This window comes from Deefgea rivuli DSM 18356, assembly GCF_000620145.1.
Classification (GTDB): domain Bacteria; phylum Pseudomonadota; class Gammaproteobacteria; order Burkholderiales; family Chitinibacteraceae; genus Deefgea; species Deefgea rivuli.
Window position 1 is genome coordinate 178,576 of sequence record NZ_JHVM01000008.1, and the last position, 20,393, is coordinate 198,968.

18 protein-coding genes are annotated in these 20,393 nt (G+C 48.0%); 12 read left to right on the plus strand and 6 right to left on the minus strand.

The window, feature by feature from the left end; all coding sequences use genetic code 11:
* Nucleotides 1–72: 72 nt before the first annotated feature.
* The 5 genes from rsmB to Q320_RS21465 all read left to right on the plus strand — a co-directional run bounded on the left by rsmB (nt 73) and on the right by Q320_RS21465 (nt 4,526).
* On the plus strand, nt 73–1,371 hold the full coding sequence (gene rsmB, locus Q320_RS0103415; RefSeq protein WP_027467846.1) for a 16S rRNA (cytosine(967)-C(5))-methyltransferase RsmB: 1,299 nt from the start codon (nt 73–75) through the stop codon (nt 1,369–1,371).
* On the plus strand, nt 1,361–2,890 hold the full coding sequence (locus tag Q320_RS0103420) for a tyrosine-type recombinase/integrase (RefSeq protein WP_027467847.1): 1,530 nt from the start codon (nt 1,361–1,363) through the stop codon (nt 2,888–2,890). Before rsmB ends, Q320_RS0103420 begins: the two co-directional genes overlap by 11 nt.
* A 183-nt stretch (nt 2,891–3,073) precedes the next feature.
* On the plus strand, nt 3,074–3,412 hold the full coding sequence (locus Q320_RS0103425) for a hypothetical protein (protein ID WP_027467848.1): 339 nt from the start codon (nt 3,074–3,076) through the stop codon (nt 3,410–3,412).
* A 210-nt stretch (nt 3,413–3,622) separates the two neighbouring features.
* On the plus strand, nt 3,623–3,997 hold the full coding sequence (locus Q320_RS21780; protein WP_027467849.1) for a hypothetical protein: 375 nt from the start codon (nt 3,623–3,625) through the stop codon (nt 3,995–3,997).
* Nucleotides 3,998–4,181: 184 nt separating this feature from the next.
* Complete coding sequence (locus Q320_RS21465) at nt 4,182–4,526, plus strand: hypothetical protein (protein WP_156938965.1); 345 nt, start codon at nt 4,182–4,184, stop codon at nt 4,524–4,526.
* Between the two features lie 241 nt (nt 4,527–4,767).
* On the opposite strand, the gene Q320_RS0103435 is transcribed toward Q320_RS21465, so the two are convergent.
* From Q320_RS0103435 to Q320_RS0103445, 3 genes are all read right to left on the minus strand, one after another.
* Nucleotides 4,768–5,646 carry a hypothetical protein gene (locus Q320_RS0103435; protein WP_027467850.1) on the minus strand — a complete coding sequence of 293 codons (879 nt, stop codon included), beginning with the start codon at nt 5,644–5,646 and terminating at the stop codon, nt 4,768–4,770.
* A complete protein-coding gene (locus Q320_RS0103440; protein WP_156938966.1) occupies nt 5,643–6,005 on the minus strand; it encodes a hypothetical protein in 363 nt (120 codons plus the stop codon). The genes Q320_RS0103435 and Q320_RS0103440 overlap by 4 nt, the downstream gene beginning before the upstream one ends.
* 278 nt (nt 6,006–6,283) lie before the next feature.
* On the minus strand, nt 6,284–6,871 hold the full coding sequence (locus tag Q320_RS0103445; protein ID WP_035852054.1) for a recombinase family protein: 588 nt from the start codon (nt 6,869–6,871) through the stop codon (nt 6,284–6,286).
* 484 nt (nt 6,872–7,355) lie between these two features.
* Between Q320_RS0103445 and Q320_RS18275 the strand changes: the two genes are divergently transcribed.
* The 6 genes from Q320_RS18275 to Q320_RS0103475 all read left to right on the plus strand — a co-directional run bounded on the left by Q320_RS18275 (nt 7,356) and on the right by Q320_RS0103475 (nt 15,022).
* Nucleotides 7,356–7,967 carry a DUF4390 domain-containing protein gene (locus tag Q320_RS18275; RefSeq protein ID WP_051534426.1) on the plus strand — a complete coding sequence of 204 codons (612 nt, stop codon included), beginning with the start codon at nt 7,356–7,358 and terminating at the stop codon, nt 7,965–7,967.
* Complete coding sequence (locus Q320_RS0103455; RefSeq protein WP_027467853.1) at nt 7,964–10,090, plus strand: sensor histidine kinase; 2,127 nt, start codon at nt 7,964–7,966, stop codon at nt 10,088–10,090. The genes Q320_RS18275 and Q320_RS0103455 overlap by 4 nt, the downstream gene beginning before the upstream one ends.
* A complete protein-coding gene (locus tag Q320_RS0103460; RefSeq protein WP_027467854.1) occupies nt 10,083–11,384 on the plus strand; it encodes a sigma-54-dependent transcriptional regulator in 1,302 nt (433 codons plus the stop codon). The genes Q320_RS0103455 and Q320_RS0103460 overlap by 8 nt, the downstream gene beginning before the upstream one ends.
* An 86-nt stretch (nt 11,385–11,470) precedes the next feature.
* Nucleotides 11,471–12,847 (plus strand): Trk system potassium transporter TrkA, encoded by a 1,377-nt coding sequence (gene trkA / locus Q320_RS0103465; RefSeq protein WP_027467855.1) that lies wholly within the window; start codon nt 11,471–11,473, stop codon nt 12,845–12,847.
* Nucleotides 12,848–14,317 (plus strand): TrkH family potassium uptake protein, encoded by a 1,470-nt coding sequence (locus Q320_RS0103470; RefSeq protein ID WP_035852057.1) that lies wholly within the window; start codon nt 12,848–12,850, stop codon nt 14,315–14,317. It begins immediately after the preceding gene.
* A 60-nt stretch (nt 14,318–14,377) separates the two neighbouring features.
* A complete protein-coding gene (locus tag Q320_RS0103475; protein WP_027467857.1) occupies nt 14,378–15,022 on the plus strand; it encodes a LysE family translocator in 645 nt (214 codons plus the stop codon).
* Between the two features lie 59 nt (nt 15,023–15,081).
* Here Q320_RS0103475 and Q320_RS0103480 read toward each other — a convergent pair whose 3' ends face one another.
* Nucleotides 15,082–16,053, minus strand: coding sequence for a GGDEF domain-containing protein (locus Q320_RS0103480; RefSeq protein ID WP_027467858.1), 972 nt, complete (start codon nt 16,051–16,053; stop codon nt 15,082–15,084).
* Between the two features lie 246 nt (nt 16,054–16,299).
* Here Q320_RS0103480 and mpl point away from each other — a divergent pair, with 246 nt between their 5' ends.
* Nucleotides 16,300–17,688, plus strand: coding sequence for a UDP-N-acetylmuramate:L-alanyl-gamma-D-glutamyl-meso-diaminopimelate ligase (gene mpl, locus Q320_RS0103485; RefSeq protein WP_027467859.1), 1,389 nt, complete (start codon nt 16,300–16,302; stop codon nt 17,686–17,688).
* Nucleotides 17,689–17,760: 72 nt separating this feature from the next.
* Here the strand turns inward: mpl and murB are convergent, their stop codons facing one another.
* Together murB and Q320_RS0103495 are read right to left on the minus strand one after the other, a co-directional pair.
* Nucleotides 17,761–18,777, minus strand: a complete 1,017-nt coding sequence (gene murB, locus Q320_RS0103490; RefSeq protein ID WP_027467860.1) for a UDP-N-acetylmuramate dehydrogenase — start codon at nt 18,775–18,777, stop codon at nt 17,761–17,763.
* Nucleotides 18,778–19,740: 963 nt separating this feature from the next.
* Nucleotides 19,741–20,244 (minus strand): hypothetical protein, encoded by a 504-nt coding sequence (locus Q320_RS0103495; protein WP_156938967.1) that lies wholly within the window; start codon nt 20,242–20,244, stop codon nt 19,741–19,743.
* Nucleotides 20,245–20,393: the final 149 nt, after the last annotated feature.

A 20,393-nucleotide genomic window follows, 5' to 3' on the forward strand; every position in this document is an offset into this window, starting at 1 on the left:
AGCCACTAAAGCCCACAGATCAATACCCCCAAGCCCGACTTTTGGTCGGGCTAATAATTTGGACAATACATAATGTTTATCACTCAGAAATTAGCCAGCCAAACGGTCGCTCAAGTTTTAGCAGGAAAAAATCTCACCGAAGCGCTCAATGCCGTTTGGCGAAATAACCCCGACCTCGAATCAGGTCAACGCGGCGCAATTCAGGATATTAGCTATGGCACTTTACGCCAACTTGGTCTAGTAGAAGGCGTTTTAAAACAATTATTACGCAGCCCTTTGCACGAAGCTGAACTTAAATCGCTACTACTGATCAGCATCTACCAACTACAATTCTCACGCGCTGCACCCCACACCATCGTGGATCATGCGGTCAAAGTAGCGGCGCAAACCGGTAGTGGCTTTGGCAAAGGCCTGGTCAATGGCGTATTGCGTAGCTTTTTACGCGGAAAAGACGAACTTGTTCGCCGTGCTCAAGCCAACGAAGTGGGTCAATATTCGCACCCAGCTTGGTGGATTAAAACCATGAAAGCGGCTTACCCAGAGCAATGGCAAGACATCCTGAACGCCAATAATCAGCATCCGCCGATGACATTGCGCGTCAATCCACAGCACACCACCGTCAATGATTATTTGAATTTACTGAGCACTAGCAATATCGATGCCGTCGTATTGGATGACAGTGCGATCTGTCTCAAACGCCCAACAAGTGTGGATTCTTTACCACACTTTTTTGATGGTTGGGTTTCGGTACAAGATTGGGGCGCACAAGCGGCCGCAAAGTTACTCGACTTGCAAGATGGGCAATCCGTGCTGGACGCTTGCGCGGCGCCAGGCGGTAAGACTGGGCATATTTTAGAAACCGCTAAGGTCACTTTAACCGCGCTAGATAACGATGCAATGCGCCTTAAACGCGTTGAAGACAATCTAAAACGACTTAATAAATCAGCGACCTTACTGCTTGGTGACGCATCAGAACCTAATACTTGGTGGAATGGTCAGCAATTTGATCGCATTCTTGCTGACGTGCCTTGCTCAGCGACCGGTGTGACGCGCCGCCATCCTGACATCAAGTGGCTGCGCCGCAATGAAGACCTGGCTAATTTTGCTCGCCAGCAGGCAAAAATGCTCGATGCGCTCTGGCCGCTCGTAGCGCCAAACGGCAAACTCCTGTACGCTACGTGCTCTGTTTTTCCTATAGAAAATGCCGCTTCAGCCGAAGCTTTTGCACTACGCCATCCAGATGCAAAACGCTTGGATCTACCTGTTCAAGCGCTGCCTCATGGTCAATCTATAGATGGTCAGTTATTACCCACTGCGGAACATGATGGTTTTTATTACGCTCTATTCGTAAAGACCCCGCATGAAATCTAATATTCCATTGAATCAACCAGTTACTGCTACAGAAAGTGCTACACGGAGTGCTACAGAGGACAGCTCCGTGCAACTGGTTTTCAAACGCCCTACTTCAGCAAATTGGCAAACCCGCTACCTAATTCCCGAAGATGTGAAAGGGGCATTCCCAGATTCGCCCAACGGTCAAAAATGGAAATCAACAGAAACTGAAGACAAGGGTCAGGCAGAATTATTTGCCGTCCAGTTTCTAGCGGACTGCCTGCGTCAATCAGAGATGTACCGCCACTTCAAAATTTGGGCTGCTATTGAAGTCACCCGTCTACCTCAAACAGAAGCAATCCAATTCGCACTACGACTAAAAACAGGTTACGCATGGGAGCTTTACCAAGAGCAACGAGAAACCCAAGGTCAAATTATGCGAGTCGCTGCGGAGGCTTTGGGACTACCGATAGGGGAGAGTAATTCTTTCGTCGTTACAGCACCAGAAACAACCCATAGTGACGCTACACCTCTGCACACCAGCGGAACTACGCGAACTCAGCAAAGCTCAGCACCAGCGGTTAAAACGCAAAGCAAATCTACGGGCAGCAAGAAACTCACGCCTGATGGGTTCGAGAAGCTACTAACGCAATTACAAAGTGAACGCGCTCGTAATGGAAAGCCGCGTAAAGCGTCCTCACTGTCCTCTTGGGAAACCGTTGCGCGTGACTTTATGAAGTTTGTAGTTGATACGAATCAGACAGAAGTGCATGAAGCGCTGGGGCTGGATTACAGAGACTGGCTGCGTGAGAGGAACTTATCCGCCAACACTCAAACGACACGCCTAGGTGCTTTGTCTGGCTGGTTCGACACAGGTAAACAATTGCGTATTGTGACGCTAAATCCCTTTATTAAAGTAAAAGGACTGGGAGCACCTCAACAAGACCGCGAATGTTGGCAAGCCCCCGATATGCGTACTATTCTAACCAACCTTCCGAGCGCAGAGGAAAACCCTTTGCTGCATTGGGCTGTGCGTATTGGCGCGGTAACGGGCATGCGAGGTGGTGAAGTAACGCAGCTACGCCCTCAAGACGTCATGAAGTCTGACGGCTTTGTTTTCGTTTATGTCACACCTGAAGGCAGTAAAACCGAAGTACCCCGCTGGATACCCTTGCATACATCCGTTGCTGATGAGTTCTGGGGCTGGTTTCAGGAAGTAGGCTCAAAGCAACCAGAACGTATATTCAACGGCGTATCCTTAAAGGCTGGCTTATGGTCGCACAACTACAATAAAGCTTGGCGAAACCTGCGTAAAGCCTGTGGTTTGTATCGCAAAGGTATGGACTTCCATAGTCTTCGCCACTCGGTTGAAACATGGCAGCGTGGTATTGAAGGAATGCAAGATTCTTATTGCCGAGCAATGACTGGGCGCGCAGAAAAAGGCTCAAGCAATGGTTATGGAACGATTGCCGATGCATTGACATTTGCCCATATCATCACTAAGGCGCAGCTATGGTATGACATAAAGACCAAAACATTAGCAGCCCCCGTTGATTAACACCTAATTCATCCGCCTAATTTCATCGGACGCCACCCGCTTACCAATTTAGCCACAGCCAAACTTGGATTGCAGCCCACTTTGATTGAAGGGTTTAAACTATGCGACAGGCAGCAGTCGGCCAGAAGCGGAAACTCCGAGTATTGCCTCATTTGTTCAATGAAACAATTTAAGTGAGTGGAAATGAACTTCTCTGAATATTATCTTGCTTTTCAAAAGTACTTAGATGTGCCAGAAGGAAGTTACTTTCCCAAAGAAATTGCAGCCTGTTTAGCAGCAGGGTATGAACTAAATCTTACCTTTGAGCAAATGAAATTATTTTTAGCAAAGCGCACTGAAATAACAAGTGTAACCGTAGGTTTGATTTCTCGAACCACATCCCCAGAGGTAATTGAACAAATTCAACAAGCTAGGAATGCTGGCTTAGTGCATCCAAAAGAAATCTTAGCAACATTCCAGCCTAGTCAGGTTCGCAGTGAGTTGCATGAAAAAATATTCCGCTTAGACATCCTAAGTAAATAGAGCTGAGTAACTAGTAAACGTTAAGAATTAACATTTCCGCTTTGGGTCGGGTGCAGTAGCTCAAGTCGGCCAGAAACAGACTTGTGGTAGTGCCGTAAAGCATTCACTCGTGCATACAGCCATGAGAATATTGGTGGCGTCGGGTGTTATTCATTCACGCTCGACTCCGCCATTCTGGTGCACGCCGATTAACTCAAACATTAGGCCGCTATGCCTGAGCTATTGTGGAATCCCGTCGAATTTCTTGAAGCACTTAATGTCGTTCCAACTGAAGGCGAGTATGGAACTTATTATCTCTATCTTGTTGAACAAGCTGGGTTGCGACTCGAACTTTCTGTCTATCCTCTTGATAGTGATATTTCTGTCAAGATTTATGCGGGCCAGCAAGCAGAACCAATTATCAATCTTCAGTTGCTAGATTGCCCTGCAGCTAGAGTGGCGCAAGACAAGCGTGGACAGTACATAGAATTTGCTGCGGCAAATGCCTTTACCGGGCGCTATGATGAAACTTCTGCCGCTCCATATGGCTTTCGTCTCTGGCTAAATCCATATCTACAGATTGAACCTTACTCTTATCCAAGTTAGTCAGACAAAATGCGGTCTAATTATTTGGTCAACGTGACGACTCAAAGATACGCTTTGGGTGGCCTAAAACGAGAATAACTAAGCACGTTCGGCGTCTGCTTCTTGCACAATCCACTTTCCGCTATGGGTCGAGTGCAGTAGCTCTAGTCGGCCAATAGCCGTCATTTAAATCATAGGTAATACCGTGAATTTCCCACCAAAACACATCCTCATTGACGCACTTCTAACAGACAATTTTTATAATGTCGTCAGTCGTTTCCTTGATGGAAAATGGGGGGAACTACCTTCTGTTTGGAATTTATCATTTGATGAAGTAATTCAAGAAGGAATACGTCGGGGTGTTGATTGCTTCATTATTGCCCGCCCCATCCATGAAGGCTATTGGCTATCTAAAAACGAAGATAAATATGTAGTGCAATATTTTGAACGTGGCACAAACTTTGATATCTGTGAGTTCATTGATTTGAACTGTGCGTTTAAACACTACCTGCAATGCAAAATTAATTATTACCAATTGCAGTGTGCTTAATTCTCTCAAGTCCGCTTTGGGTCGGAGGCGGACTTTCCATCTCAACGTCACGCATGCGTAACTTAATTATTGATTACCTTTGCTGAGCCGTTTCAGACATCAGCAGATGAATCATCTAGCGCATAGTGCTTACCTGATACAGGATAACTCAATGAATAACGCCAGAAGCCTTGTAAATACTGACTTTGAAGCACACTGAGTCAACACCTGTAGACCATCAAAAAGAACACCCTAAGCAACCTTAGAACTCATCAAGCTCATTGACCACTTCTTCCATTTCCCCATCCTCAGCAAACCTGATTTGCTTGGGCGTAAAGTCTTGGAATGAGACCGTATTTTCACCTGCCAACCTAGCTAACTCGCGGCCGATGGCATGGTACACACTCTCAGCGCCAACATCAGGGTCGCTAATGAGTTGATGCACTTCATTGTTGGCACAAACACGCTGAGCCAGCTTTGTGAGTTCACTTTCAGATGAATCACGGAAAGGCATCTCGCGTTTTTCACCTAGGCGACTTTGAGCTTGCACGGCATTCCAACATTGCCAATACTCTGACTCACATCCTGCCGAATCAACAAGAGCCCACTGCTCCTTCGCCAGCTTTACCATTCTTCGCGCTGTCGGCTCGCTCCAGCCAGTAAATGCAAATTTCTCATACAGAACCTTGCCAGTTATCTTTAGGTCGGGCTCTCCGCTCCCCAGCCACTGCCAAATGACATGATTGACCTCACTACTGGACATACCGAGTTGCTGCGGTAAGTTGGCTCTGAGCTGTGCGGTAATAATTTCTTCAGCACTCGCCTCGGAGATAATCTCAGCGTCCACCATACGAATTTGCCGATTGCTTGGCCGAAACTCATTCGCCTTCTTAATACCCGCAAGACGGTAATAGCCATCAAGCAGAATATAGCTGCCATTGTCATCCAGATAAACAAGAAGTCGTCCAAGCTTGTCCTTCAGGCTTGGTTCCAAGTTCAGCCTGCGGGCGAGTTCTTTAGGAAAGCGTTCTTCATGCTTGACTCGCTTGGGCTTCAGATACCAAGTCCATGCATCTGGCTGGTGGACATTATGAATCATTGTGATGCTATCAATTTTGATGCGCTGGTAACTGGATTTCATTTTTCCTCGACAGGGAAGGGAAACTTTATCGTGCTCAAGTCAACGTGCCTGATAACTACGGTGTCGATTTCATGGCGCTTGGCGCGTTGCTCAGTGGTCTTATTGAGGCGCTTCTTCTTGTATAACTGAGGTTCAGGCAGTTCCTTGGAGTGCCCTGCCAGTATTCTCTCGGCCAATTCAATGGCTGCTTGCCGCAAGAGTTTAGCCTCGGTGGTTTTCAGTTTGAGGGCTGCTGAACGCAAAATGCCGCGCTCTTGACCATCCATGTAACACGACACACGTTCTGTACGCTGCTCCATAGGATGAAGCTTGGGGCGACCATGTGGCAGACTAAAAGGGTTTCCGAATGGATTGCTCATTATTTAGGCACTGTAATAGGTTTAAACGTACGAAGACAGAATCATGGATTTTGCTTCAATACTTGATGCCGCCCCTTTGCATTGCCTTTGCGAGCTTTCATCAGGAGTCGAGCAGAAACACTTAAATAGGATTTAGGCCACATTCAAACAAATTTGCTCATCTGGCAGCAAGGTAAATAGTTGGTTTAATAACCCCAAACAATATTCACCAAGCTCCCCCAATTTTACATCCTGCCCCTCGGATTTTTAAAAGCACTGAAAATACACCACAGCATCAATCAAGCATTTACTAAGTCACTACATGCTCTCTTCACGCTGCTGATACTGATACTGAAGTAATCCGCAGTGGCCTTGATGGTTGCCCCCTGCTCAGTTCGCCAAGCTTTTACTTCAGCGTCATCTATGGTCTTGGGTTTACCTTTATAGCGCCCCTCTTCCTTGGCAATGGCAATGCCACGACTCTGCATCTCACGACGATTCTTGTAGTCCGCTTCACCTTGAGCAGCCATGAAAGCCAGCACAGCGTCTCTTACTGCCTTCTGCATGGGGTCTGTGGTTCTACCGTCAAACTCCATTCCATTCATGGTGCAAATTACTTTAACGCCCTTCTCCATTAGGCCACGCATAGTTACATGCAGTTCATCGTAACGGCGGCTTATGCGGTCTAGCCAGCGTACATATAGCGTATCTCCTTCACGAACCACCTTTAGCAGCTCTTGCCAGCCCGTACGCTCCACTGGGGCTACGTGATAACCAGACACACCCTCATCAATAAAGGAACGCTCACAACCAAGCTCTGAGGCTTCGCGGCGTTGTTGTTCACTATTCTGTTCCGATGTAGAAACTCGACCATAGTAGAAGTCCATGATGACTACCCTTTCATAAGCTCAATTAAGTTATAGCTCAATAATGCCATGTAGCTCAAAATACATCAACCCTAATGAACCAATATTTACGAGTATTCAGAGCGACTTTGAACGGGCTCTTTACGGTATAGGCTAATGAATCATTCATTCACGCGACATAGTGACTTGAACAAAGGAAAACTAAACGGGAAAGGCTACGGCAGGATTGAAGATAGAGATTGCATAAGCCTTGAGAATGCAAGCTTTGTAGGCTGAAGCACACCATTTTCGTACATTTAAAAAAACTCAAAGGGGCATGGGGGGATACAGGAAGACCCTAATACATCAGATACCCTCACGAAATTTTGCGGCATAACCCTCGACCCTGTTACCATCTGCCAACAGCAGCGTATTCTCGCTCCAAATAATGCTACATAAAATAATATTCCGTGAAACTCTGCCCACAGATAACACATTGATTTAAAAGAATAATTAGAATTTATAGATGATGGTTTTTATTACGCACTTTTTTCAAAATCGTAATTGGCGGCAATTGATTGCTGCTGTGCTGCTGCTATGCGCGATGAGTGCGTATGCCGGCAGCATCAAAACCATCAAATCCGAAGTTGAATTTAACGGTAACCGCATTGAGCTGGCAGCACGTTACGCAGTGACCCTCTCGCCAGAAATTGAAACCGCGCTGAAAAATGGCTTATCACTGCCATTTACCTACGACTTCAAACTCACCCGACCGCATTTCTATGCTTGGTATCGTAGTGTCGCCGATAGCTTTAATCCAACGGCCAGCATTACCTACCGTCTGAGTTATCAGCCGCTCACGCGCCAATACCGCTTGAATACCGGAGGCTTAAGCCGCAGCTTTAATACCGCCGAAGAAGCGCTGCTTGCGCTTACTATTATTCGCAGTTGGGCAGTCTTAGAAAGTAGCAATATTACGCCTGAAGACTTTGCTGGCAAAATCCGCTTTCGCCTTGATCATTCACAGCTACCAAAATCGTATCAGCTCACAGCCTTGGGCGATGAAAGTTGGGTATTAGATTCTGGCTGGCAGGAATTACAGCGTAATGCACCGCAGCCCGTTGAGGCCGCGCAATGAAAAAGTTACTGATTTTTCTGGGTGTTTTAGGCACGATCCTACTGTTTTTGCTGGCCTCGGCGTCCGGCAATACCTCTGAATTATCACAATATTACAAACTAATCCTAACGCTGAATGGCGTTTTGTTGTTGGCTTTGGCGATTCTAGTTGGCTCCCGCCTAGCCCAGCTCTTAAAACGAGTTAAAAGCAAAGTATTTGGTTCGCGGCTCACGATGCGTATGGTGCTGATGTTTTCCTTAGTCGCCATTCTACCCGGCGCTTTGGTGTACACCTTATCGGTGCAATTTTTAAATCGCTCAATTGAAACTTGGTTTGATGTTCGCGTTGACAATGCACTCGATCGCGGCTTGAATTTGGGGCATAACGCGATTGATTATCAGCTTAATGATTTGCAACGCAAAGCCAGCGTCATCGCTTGGGATATTCACGATAACAGTATGAGCGCGCTGCTGGAGCGCCTGTCCAAATTACGTGATCAAACTGGCGTGCAAGAGATCACCTTATTCGATAATAACAGCCAAGTTCACGCCCATATCGGCAATGAATACGCGGGGCTTGTACCCAATCTGCCCGAGCGAAAAATCATTACCGAAGCCGAGCGCGGCTATTACAAAGGGATTGAAAACGACCCCGAGCATGGCTTAATCATGCGCGTTATTGTGCAATTGCCGGGTAGTGAATTTTCTAATCGCGTCAAATTACTGCAATTGCTACAACCTGTTCCCAAACAGCTCGCTCAAGACGCTGAACTGGTTGAACAAGTCCGCAGTGAATACAAACAACTCTCGCAATCTCGTGCTGGCTTAAAACTGATTTTTAGCCTGACGTTGACGATGGCATTGACGATGGCGCTACTGGGCGCTCTGGCCTTGGCGATTTACCTATCCGACAAACTTGCCGCACCGCTGTCGGTCTTAGCCGCCGGAACGCGCGCGGTGGCGCAAGGTGATTTTACGCAGCAACACCCCGTCATTAGCCGCGATGAACTCGGAATTTTGACTCATTCGTTTAATCGCATGACGCGCCAGCTCTCTGATGCGCGCGATACGCTAGAACAAAATCAAGCCGAGCAAGCCGAAGCCAAAGCCTATGTTGAAGCGATTTTAGGCTCGCTATCGGCGGGGGTGTTGTCGCTGGATGAAGACTGGCATTTACAATCGGCCAATCACAGCGCGCTACGGATTTTAGGCTTAGATCCAAATCGAATTGGCACGCTGCCCTTGTCACAATGGAATGAAGCCTACCCGAACCTCACCGCATTTTTTGCGCATACTATCCACGGTTTCTTATCAGATGACGAAGTCTGGCAAAGACAAATTGAGCTGGATGCTGAAAAACGCGTGCTCTTGGTGCGCGGTACACGCCTCACGCAAAAAATTGATGGTAGCGAAGACTTGCATGGCTATGTAATGGTATTTGATGACATTACCGAATTACTGTCCGCACAGCGCGATGCCGCTTGGGGTGAAGTGGCAAGGCGCTTAGCCCACGAAATCAAAAATCCACTGACGCCAATTCAGCTGTCTGCCGAACGGATGGAAATGAAACTGGTTGATAAACTTGACGCGACAGGCGCAGAGTTTTTAAAGCGCAATACGCAAACCATCGTCAAGCAAGTCGCGGCACTTAAACAAATGGTCGACGCTTTCCGCGATTATGCCCGCAAGCCTTCCGGCAAAAAGCGCCCGCTCGATTTAATCCAATTATTAAATGAAGTGCTGGTTCTGTATGAAGCGTCGCCGATTGCGCTCGACTTCAAAGTTCATGGTGCACTCATGGTCAATGGTGACCCAACCCATTTGCGGCAAGTGATTCATAACTTGCTACAAAATGCCCAAGATGCAATCACCGATGCTCCCGAGCAAAGGATTTGCCTTTTGGTAGAAAAAGACGAAAAATGGGCGCGTCTTTATATTGAAGACAGCGGCAAAGGCTTTCCCGCCGAACTATTGCCTCGTGTTTTTGAGCCTTATGTCACATCAAAGGCCAAAGGTACGGGTCTTGGTTTAGCGATCGTGAAAAAAATCATCGAAGAACATCACGGACGCGTTCAGGTGGGTAATGCCACCGGTGCTTACGTTAGGATCGAGCTGCCGCTCTGGGAGGAAACAACTAGTGGCTAATCAAGATATTTTAATCGTCGACGACGAAATCGGCATCCGCGAGCTTTTATCTGAAATCTTGCTGGATGAGGGGTATAGCGTTGCACTCGCTGAAAATGCAGAGGCTGCACGTCAATACCGTAACCAAGGCGAACCTCGCCTCGTGCTATTGGATATCTGGATGCCAGATACCGATGGGGTGACACTGCTCAAAGAATGGGCCCGCAACGGCCAACTCACTATGCCAGTCGTCATGATGTCGGGGCATGCCACCGTCGATACCGCAGTCGAAGCCACGCGCATCGGCGCGCTCGATTTCCTCGAAAAGCCAATTGGTCTGCAAAAATTGCTGTCCACGGTAAAACGGGCACTCTCTCAGCCTGCTAATCCGGTAAAGCCGACTCAGGGTTTGCAGAGCCTCGGCAATAGCGCAGCAATTACTTCGCTGCGTGAGGCGCTTGACCAGGTTGCAAGCCAAACCCTGCCTATCACTTTAACCGGCGAACCAGGATCCGGTTTTGAAACCTGCGCGCGGCATTTAACTCGCCCCAATACGCCGTTTATTTCGCCTAGCGCAAATGAAGAACTCGCGCTACCGCCGCAAGACATCCTCAATCGTGCGGCAGGTGGTACGATTTTTGTTCGGGATATTGCGTGGCTAGATCGTAAAGCCCAAACGGGCTTGCTTAATCTGCTGCCAAAGCTCGAAAAATACAAAATCCGTCTAGTGACAGCATCGAGTCGGCCACTGGATCAGTTGATTAATCAGTGCGAGCCAGAATTACTGCGCCAGCTGACCCAAATCATTATTGCGGTGCCGCCGCTGCGCGCGCATGCCGAAGACGTTGCGGCCTTGGCTGAAGTGCTTTTGGCACAAACAGTCAATAGCAATAAACTCGGCGCAAGACGCTTTTCAAAATCCGCCTTGCAGCTACTCAGCCAGCAAGATTGGCCGGGTAATATCGACCAACTGGCCAATGTCGTGAAAAGCTTGGCCTTGACGGGTCGTGATGGCGATATTGATATTTTGCCAGTGAGCCGCCTGCTCACGCAGCTGTCGCCCAATTCGCAAGAGGCCACTTTGGGCGTCACGCCGCAAGCGATGCCTTTGCCGCAAATCGATTTGGATTTGCCATTACGCGAAGCGCGAGATCAATTTGAGCGTTTTTATCTGGAGCGCCAAATTGAACTCTCCAACGGCAATATGAGCCGCGTTGCTGAGCGTATCGGTTTGGAACGTACGCATTTGTATCGCAAGCTTAAACAGCTCGGGATTCAAATGCCACGCAAACAGCGCGTTACTGAAGAGCAATAAGAAGTAATGCAACACTAAAAAAATCGGCCCAGTCATTCGGCCGATTTTTTACTTTAATCATTTCATATCGGTCACAGAGGTCTATCTTGCCCAATATTTTAATTTTAGGTGCGGGGCGAGTTGGCTCCTCGGTGGCTGAACAATTGGTTCATGAGCGCTACAACGTCACAGTCCTAGATAACGACCCCAGCTTGCTCAAACCGCTCGCTGATCGTTTAGATTTACGTACTTCGCTTGGCCTCGCCAACAATCCCAAAGCGCTGATCGCCGCAGGCATTCAAGACACAGATTTACTACTTGCCGTCACGCCTTATGATGAAGTGAATATGGTCGCGTGCAAAATTGCGCATGATTTATTCAATGTGCCCACTCGCCTGGCGCGGATTCGCGATCAGGATATTTTGGAATACGCCGGTCTATTCACTGAAGCTGGCTTTGCCATCAATCATGTGATTACACCCGCACAAATTGTCACCAATTACCTAGTAAGCCTGATTGAAACCCCAGAAGCCTTGCAAGTGCTTGAATTTGCCAGTGGTTTAGCCAAAATGATTGCCGTTCGTGTCGAGGCGGGCGCGCATATGGATGGCAAAGATCTAGCAACACTGGCTCAATATTTAGAGAAAATTGATTGCCGCGTTGTGTCGATTTACCGCAAAAATAAACGCGTTCGCCCCGATGGCAAAGTGGAATTACAAGTCGGGGACGAAATATTTTTCCTTGCCGCATCCGAACACGTCAACCGAGTCGTGAGTGAATTTTGCAGCAATGATAAACCCGTCAAACGAATCCAAATTTGTGGTGGCGGTAATGTAGGCTACCGCTTAGCCAAGCAAATTGAAACGCGTTACCAAGTGAAAGTCATTGAAAATAATCGCGACCGCGCACATTGGCTAGCTGAACAACTCAACGATAGCCTCGTGCTACACGGCGAAGCGACCGATGAAGATTTACTCGAAAACGAACAAATTGATCGCTGCGATTTATTTCTCGCGCTGACGTCCGACGATGAAGACAACATCATGTCGTCGCTTCTGGCCAAGCAAATGGGCGCGCGCCGCGTGGTATCGATTATCAATCGCTCACGTTATGTTGATTTATTACAAGGCGGCAAAATCGATGTTGCGCTTTCACCGGCTCAAGTCACGATTGGCGCCCTACTCGCTCACGTTCGCCAAGGCGATATCGTTGCAGTGCATAGCTTGCGCCGTGGCGAAGCCGAAGCCATCGAACTGATTGTTCATGGCACACAAGACACATCGAAGGTGATTGGCCGGAGAATCGAAGAGATTAAATTGCCGCAAGGTGCTGATCTCGCCGCGCTGGTACGCGGTAAAAAAGTCATCATGGCGCACCACGATACGGTGATTCAAAGCGACGATCATGTGATTTTATTTATCGATAACAAAAGCCATATTCGAGATGTCGAGAAATTATTTGCGGTTTCGGTGGGATTTTTCTAAATGCAAATCGCCCAAAAATTACTGCCAACGGTCAATGTCGTCGCGCGCGTGGCGATGCTGTTTTCACTCAGCATTATCGTGCCCATTATCGTTGCTTGGTGGAATAATGATGCCGGACTATGGCCGTTCATTGATGCGCTCATCGGCCTGCAAATATTTAGTGGGTTGCTATGGCTGCTGACTCGTAATTACCGCCGAGAGCTATTACCGCGCGATGGTTTTATCTTGGTCGTCGGCCTGTGGACGGCGCTCGCCGCCGTTGCCGCTGTACCGCTGATGCTGTTCGATCCGAATATGTCGTTCACCCATGCCTACTTTGAAACCATGTCAGCGCTCTCAACCACCGGTGCGACAGTGATGACGGGCTTAGATCACTTACCCGCATCGATTAACTTATGGCGACACTTACTCAATTGGCTAGGGGGTATGGGTATCATCGTCTTAGCAGTCGCTATCTTCCCGCTATTAGGGGTGGGGGGTATGCAACTCTTTAAAGCTGAAACCCCTGGCCCGATTAAAGACAGCAAACTCACGCCACGCATCCACGAAACAGCGCGCAATCTGTGGCTGATTTATGCGGGGCTCACTGTCATCTGCGCTTTGCTCTTGCGTTGGGTCGGTGGTATGTCTTGGCTGGATGCGGTTTGCCACGCCTTTGCCGCAATGTGTTTAGGTGGTTTTTCAACGCACGATGCCAGCGTTGGCTTTTTTAATTCCCCCCTCATTGAAATCATTTTGATGGTGTTTATGCTACTAGCTGCGACCAATTTCGCGACGCATTACTTTGCGCTATCGGGCAGGAAACTCTCAGTCTATTGGCACGATTCTGAATTTAAAGCGATGCTGCTATTGATCGCGACCAGCATTATCGGCCTAAGTTTTTTCCTGCTGTGGCAAAAAACCTATCCCGACTTTTTAACCTCATTGCGCCATGTGTCATTTAATCTGATTTCAATTGCCACCGATTGCGGCTTTGCCAGCGTTGATTTTGGCCAATGGCCGATTTTTGCACCCTTGGTAATGCTCTTACTCTCCTGCATTACCGCGTGTGCTGGATCGACGGGCGGCGGGATTAAAATGATACGTACGATTATTCAGACTCGCGAAGTTGGGCGGCAAATGTCGCTCTTGCTGCATCCACAAGGCATCCACCCTTTGCGCGTTAATGGCCAAATTATTCCCACGTCGATTCTGGCTTCGGTGATGGGCTTTATCTTTTTATACTTCAGCAGCATCGTCGTGCTCACGTTCACGCTTTTGCTATCAGGCATGGATTTCATTTCCAGCTTTAGCGCAATTATCGCGTGTATCAATAATGCAGGACCAGGTCTAGGGCAAGTCGGCCCCGCAAGTAATTATGGTGGTTTAACCGACTTTCAAATCTGGGTATGCAGCTTTACGATGTTGCTCGGGCGTTTGGAAATTTTCTCGGTGCTGATTTTATTCACCAGTGCATTTTGGCGCAGTTAACACTGAAAACTGCCAATTTCCCCAATTTGGGTAGCACGGGTTTTCCCTTAAACTGCCGTGATGGAAATCTTCATCACTGGCTTTTTACTTTCTCTGTCGCTGTGCCTTGATATTGGTATGGTCAATGTGGCAATGATTGATGTCGCAATGAAACACGGGCGCCGAGCAGGATTTTTTCTCGGTTTAGGTTCATGTTTTGGCGACTTATGCTATGCGATTTTGGCTTTGCTGGGCATGCGCTATTTATTGCAATTCCCTGCGGTGCAATGGCTCACTTGGCTAGGTGGCGGCAGCCTGCTGATTTGGCTGGCGTGGAAAATGGCGCGCGAAGCATTGCAAGACGCACAGCTCGAAGAATCTGAACATCCGCCCTTGCCGCCCAAGCATCACCTATTTGGCCGCGGTTTAGTGCTGGCGATGGCTTCACCAACGTCGATTTTATGGTTTGCCGCAGTCGGCGGCTCATTAATCGCGCAAGCCACCGATGGCTCATTACGCAGTAGCGGGATATTCCTCTCTGGATTTTTTATTGGCGGCATCGCTTGGACACTGGGCATCGTTTGCGCCAGCCATCAAGGCGGCAAAGCGATGGGCAATAAATTTAAACAAGGCTGCCATTTCATCTCGGCCTTGCTGTACCTCTATTTTGCAGGTTTGGTACTAACGAATGGTTACCAAGCTTTATGGTTAAAAACCGCAATGTAAAATCATAAGCATAAAAAAAGCCGCCCGATGAATGGGGCGGCTTTTTTATGCCAATACAATTACTCAGCGATTTCAGTCTTACCACGACCACTCTGTTTAGCGCGGTACAGCGCCTCATCAGCGCGCAGCAATAATGCGCGGCCATTTTCATCGTCTTTTAACTGCGCAATCCCCGCCGAAAAGCGCACCTCAATCCGTTGATTGTGATGAATATACGGCGTGCGACCTGCCACTAGCTTCAAACGATCAATCACATAGCTCGCGCCGCGTACATCGGTATCCACCAGCAACAGCAAAAACTCTTCGCCGCCGTAACGCACCAAAATATCTGATTCACGCAGCACCGCTTTGGTCAGATTCGTCACATGAATCAGCACTTGGTCGCCGACCAAATGCGTGAATTTGTCATTAATCTGTTTGAAGTCATCCAAATCAATAATCGCCGCCGTCAAACGCCCATCAATCCGCTGCGCGCGTTTCACTTCACGCAGTAATAAATGATCCAAACCTTGGCGATTGAGCGCGCCGGTCAGTGCATCTTGCTCTAACACTTTGCGGTTAAACGCGAGATCTTCTTCAATATGGCGGATTGAATCACGGATAGTTTGTAATTCACTATGCGACGTGGTTACCGTTGAATGCACATTATGCGTGGTGCTAATCACCACATTGAGCATATCTTCGAGCGAAGCATGCGTTTCTTCAGCACTAACAGTCTTTTCAGCGTGGGCTTGGCGAACTTGCTTTAAATCGCCGAGTTTTTGCTCAAAAATCACCGTAGAGTCGGCTAGGTTATCCAATAAACTTGACGTCAACTCAGCGGTATCGCTCACCGCATCATCAAGCTTATATAAAACTTGCCACGCCAATTGCATCTCGGTCGCGGTTTTCGTTTCAGGGGCTTTGATCGTCAAAATCGCATTATAAAACTGCGCGTAGTTTTCGGGCGTTGGCGGCAAGGCCCGTTCAGAAAGCCGCTTAAGTGCAATGCGGGCAATTTCCACCGGATTCACAGGGGTGGACATAGTCATGGAATTCAAGCCTAATTAGTGTAAGTGCTTCAGCAAAAGTTGTCTGTCATCTTTGTCTTACCCTGTCGTACTCAAGTACGGCCTGCGGTTTCGACGCCTTGCATAAAAATTTTGCGCTAGTGCTTAGTTTTACGGTTTGATCTGATTGTAAGGACATGTGGATAATCCGCCAAGTACCTTAGTCAAATAAGTATTCAATAACTCAATTTCATCCCTACTTTTATCAGCAATACGGTTATATCTACTATGCATATTCATATTTTGGGCATCTGCGGTACTTTTATGGGCGGCATTGCGGCGCTCGCCCGCGCCGCAGGCCACACCGTTACTGGCTGCGACGCTAATGTTTATCCGCCAATGTCCACGCAGCTTGAAGCGCTTGGCATTGAGTTGATTGAAGGCTTTGGCGCAGAACAGCTCAGCCTCAAACCTGATTTATTTGTCATCGGTAACGTCGTGAAGCGTGGTATGCCGCTGATGGAAGCGATTTTAAATGCTGGCCTGCCCTATACATCGGGGCCCCAATGGCTGGGCGAGCAAATTCTGCACGATAAATGGGTGTTGGCGATTGCTGGCACACACGGCAAAACCACCACCACTGGCATGCTGGCGTGGATTTTGGAATACGCCGGACTCGCGCCCGGATTTCTGGTTGGCGGCATCCCAGAAAATTTCGGCGTTTCCGCACGTTTGCCACAAACACCGCGCCAAGACGCCAATAGCACCTCGCCGTTTTTTGTTATTGAAGCGGATGAATACGACACAGCATTTTTTGATAAGCGCAGTAAATTCGTTCACTACCGCCCCCGCACAGCGGTATTGAATAACCTCGAATTTGATCACGCCGATATTTTTGCAGATTTAGGCGCGATTGAAACGCAATTTCATCACCTCGTTCGCACTGTACCGAGCCAAGGCCGCGTGATTTGCAATGGCCGCGAAGCCAGCTTGCAGCGTGTGCTGGAGCGCGGTTGCTGGAGCGAAGTGGAATACTTTGCTATCAGTCCTAGCAGCGCCTCGTTAGCAGCGGGCTGGCAAGTTGGCGAGGTATATGCCGATGGCTTTGACGTCATTTTTGAAGGCCAGCCACAAGGCCGTTTAACTTGGGCGCTGATGGGCGAACACAACGCGCACAACGCACTCGCGGCAATTGCCGCCGCACGCCATGTTGGCGTTACACCCGCAGTGGCAATTGAAGCGCTGGGACAATTTGCCAATGTGAAACGCCGTATGGAAGTGAAAGGCTGCGTCAACGGCATCACCGTGTTCGACGATTTCGCGCATCACCCAACGGCGATTTCCACCACGGTGGCAGGTTTGCGCAGCAAAGTCGGCAGTGCGCGTATCTTGGCCGTGTTAGAACCACGCTCGAATACGATGAAGCTCGGCACGATGAAAGCCGCGCTCGCTGGCAGTTTAGTCGATGCGGATTTGGTGTTTTGCTACGGCGCGAATTTAGGCTGGGATCCAGCGGAAGCACTCGCCGAATTAGGCGACAAAGCCAACTGCTTTAGCGACATTTCTGAATTAGTAACTGCAATCAAATCAACGGCACAAGCTGGCGATCAGATTTTGGTGATGAGTAATGGTGGATTTGGTGGGATTCACGATTTATTACTGAATGCTTTAGCTTAAAAGAAAAGGGCAATACCCTTGGGTATTGCCCTCTAGTCATTTATAGATAATATCTAGAGCTAAATACTCCAACTACCATTTCACTGGCTCGGCTTCTAAAAGCACGCCAAATTGTGCTAATACATCCGCCTGTACAGCACGCTCTAAAGCCAGCACATCCGCCGCCGTCGCCCCGCCGTGGTTCACCAAAACCAAAGCTTGTTTTTCGTACATACCAACCGGCCCCAAGCGCTTACCCTTCCAACCCGCTTGTTCAATCAGCCAGCCCGCCGCCAATTTGAACTGGCCATCCGGCAAAGCATAGGCCACGACGTTCGGATGCTTCGCCAGCACTTGCTGATGGATTGCTGCGCTAACGATCGGATTTTTAAAATAACTGCCAGCATTGCCAATCTGCGCCGGATCGGGCAATTTTCGCTGGCGTACATTAATGACCGCTTGCGACACTGCACTCGGTGTCGACCCCAAATTCAGTAGCGCAAGTTCTCGTTCAATATCGCCATAATTCGTCTGAGTTTGATGATTTTTAGCTAAGCGGAATATCACCTCAGTAATCACCCACTGCCCTGCTTCAGCCTGCTTAAACACGCTATCGCGATAGGCAAACTGGCAATCGGCCAAGGTAAACACGCGCTGCTCACCCGTCTTCAAATGCATCGCAGTGAGTTGCTCAAACACGTCTTTGATCTCAACACCATAAGCGCCGATATTTTGCACGGGCGCAGCGCCAACCGTCCCGGGAATCAAGGATAGATTTTCCAATCCGCCCCAACCTTGCGCTAAAGTCCATTGCACAAACGGATGCCACGGCTCGCCTGCTGCAGCCGCGACATACCACGCCGTATCATCTTCACGCGCGAGGCGTTTGCCCAATAAACCCACCTGAATCACATTATTGGCGATGTATTCAGACATCACTAAATTACTGCCACCACCGAGCACCAAGCTCGGCAAGTGATTGAGTTCCGGATCAGCGCACCATTGGGCTAACTGCGCTAATTGAGTGAAATGCAACACCCGTGCGGCGGCAGATTGCAGACCCAAGGTATTCATTGCAGTCAGATTGAATGGATTGATGGATGCAGACATAGAATTCACGACAGCGCACGTTCACGGTAAAAGCGCAATTATCCACCACTTTGCGGCAGCCAGAAAATAAAAAACCCTCCCACATAGTGGAAGGGTTCATGGTCTATCACTCTAGCGATGAATGATGCCGGGTTTGAGTACCGAGCAAAAGTCGAGCTACATTGGCTCGGCACATTTTATGGGGTAAAACTTAGGTATTACGTCTTCCTCTCGTACCCCAATCATAACAATCCGTCGGGGTTTTTATATTGCAACAACTCCACCGTCCTCTCGCACCCTTGTCATAACAATCTGCTCGGGTTGCGGTACAACTTGTCTTCCTCTCACGCCTCGATCATAACAATCCGTCTCGGCTTTTTGTTACACACTGTCTCCATCCTCTGTATTTTTGGCTTTACCCGCGCAATGCGACTGGTCTTGCCACAACACAGCAAAAGAAAGATTAATGAAAGAAACCTATTTTTTGCTCTGCTGTTACGACCCGAAATTATATTTTCGATCTCGTTGAGTTCTATTAGCAGCTAAAGCCATTTTCTTGTCAAGCGTGATTTAGCAGAAAAACAAAGTCAAACCGAGCTCAAAATGTAGTCGATAAAATCACTACATCTAACCGACTTAAAACCATAATCGCAACGCAACAAACAAACCAAAAAACACCATTTTATTAAGCATATTCAATATAAATTTAATTATGCACTGCAATATAAACAATTAATTATGTAGGATACACAAAATTATTGTCGTAGTAATTTGTGACCTACTACACAAATATTTGCAATAAAAGTGAAAAACCTTAGAGAGGAAAAAAGTATCTCGCAACAAATAATTACACGAAACAAATCAAAAAATAACAAACAAGAAATTTACACTTCAATGATTTTTATGGGAATTCAGTGCTCGTTTGTGCTCTACCGTGTCAGCAACTGGTATCAAGCACTCATGCAAACTGAATGAAATTTTTACTTAAGGGCGATTTCCCAAATTCCAGCGCGCGCAATACCACTTAGTTTGCTCTTCGGAAACGCGCACCAAAACACTGCCAAATTGAGAGAGATAACGGGGATAGGGGCCAGGCAGCTCGACAAAACTAAAACCCATACGGGTTTCAATATTTTTGCGAACCGTTGCTACAGGGGAATTAATCAGTACACCCACCATCAGTGCACCCGATTCAGGCGTATTCACAAACACTTCTTGCGCACGATTACCGGCCAGCTCGGCATTTTTGCCATTAAACCACTCGGCCTCGCCCCAGACACGAATCGGCGCTTCCAAGTGCAAGCGAAAATAACTACGCCACCAGATCGTCGACCATTCGCTGCGGCAAGCGAGTGCCGCTTCGACCTTGTCGCTAAAGTGGCTAGGCAAGGCATACGCTGGCGTTGCCAGCAAGCCTGCAAGCAAAATACCGCAGATAGGCTTAAATTGGCTTTTCAATACGGTATACATGTATTTAGCTGTAGACATCAGAATTCATTACCTAGGTAAAGATACCCCAATAGTATTCACATTCGCCACAATAGAAAAAAGGAGTTGGGTTAGGATTAATTGATCCTTTCCCTTCTCCTTTTTCACTTCGCGCTACGCAATAAGTATTAGTGCAAAAGTTTTATGGC

What these genes read in the sequence shown, in the direction of transcription:
- rsmB (WP_027467846.1), top strand. Translation starts at nt 73, where the DNA reads ATGTTTATCACTCAGAAATTAGCCAGCCAAACGGTCGCTCAAGTTTTA.
- Q320_RS0103420 (WP_027467847.1), top strand. Translation starts at nt 1,361, where the DNA reads ATGAAATCTAATATTCCATTGAATCAACCAGTTACTGCTACAGAAAGT.
- Q320_RS0103425 (WP_027467848.1), top strand. Translation starts at nt 3,074, where the DNA reads ATGAACTTCTCTGAATATTATCTTGCTTTTCAAAAGTACTTAGATGTG.
- Q320_RS21780 (WP_027467849.1), top strand. Translation starts at nt 3,623, where the DNA reads ATGCCTGAGCTATTGTGGAATCCCGTCGAATTTCTTGAAGCACTTAAT.
- Q320_RS0103435 (WP_027467850.1), bottom strand. Translation starts at nt 5,646, where the DNA reads ATGAAATCCAGTTACCAGCGCATCAAAATTGATAGCATCACAATGATT.
- Q320_RS0103440 (WP_156938966.1), bottom strand. Translation starts at nt 6,005, where the DNA reads ATGAGCAATCCATTCGGAAACCCTTTTAGTCTGCCACATGGTCGCCCC.
- Q320_RS0103445 (WP_035852054.1), bottom strand. Translation starts at nt 6,871, where the DNA reads ATGGACTTCTACTATGGTCGAGTTTCTACATCGGAACAGAATAGTGAA.
- Q320_RS18275 (WP_051534426.1), top strand. Translation starts at nt 7,356, where the DNA reads ATGATGGTTTTTATTACGCACTTTTTTCAAAATCGTAATTGGCGGCAA.
- Q320_RS0103455 (WP_027467853.1), top strand. Translation starts at nt 7,964, where the DNA reads ATGAAAAAGTTACTGATTTTTCTGGGTGTTTTAGGCACGATCCTACTG.
- Q320_RS0103470 (WP_035852057.1), top strand. Translation starts at nt 12,848, where the DNA reads ATGCAAATCGCCCAAAAATTACTGCCAACGGTCAATGTCGTCGCGCGC.
- Q320_RS0103475 (WP_027467857.1), top strand. Translation starts at nt 14,378, where the DNA reads ATGGAAATCTTCATCACTGGCTTTTTACTTTCTCTGTCGCTGTGCCTT.
- Q320_RS0103480 (WP_027467858.1), bottom strand. Translation starts at nt 16,053, where the DNA reads ATGACTATGTCCACCCCTGTGAATCCGGTGGAAATTGCCCGCATTGCA.
- mpl (WP_027467859.1), top strand. Translation starts at nt 16,300, where the DNA reads ATGCATATTCATATTTTGGGCATCTGCGGTACTTTTATGGGCGGCATT.
- murB (WP_027467860.1), bottom strand. Translation starts at nt 18,777, where the DNA reads ATGTCTGCATCCATCAATCCATTCAATCTGACTGCAATGAATACCTTG.
- Q320_RS0103495 (WP_156938967.1), bottom strand. Translation starts at nt 20,244, where the DNA reads ATGTCTACAGCTAAATACATGTATACCGTATTGAAAAGCCAATTTAAG.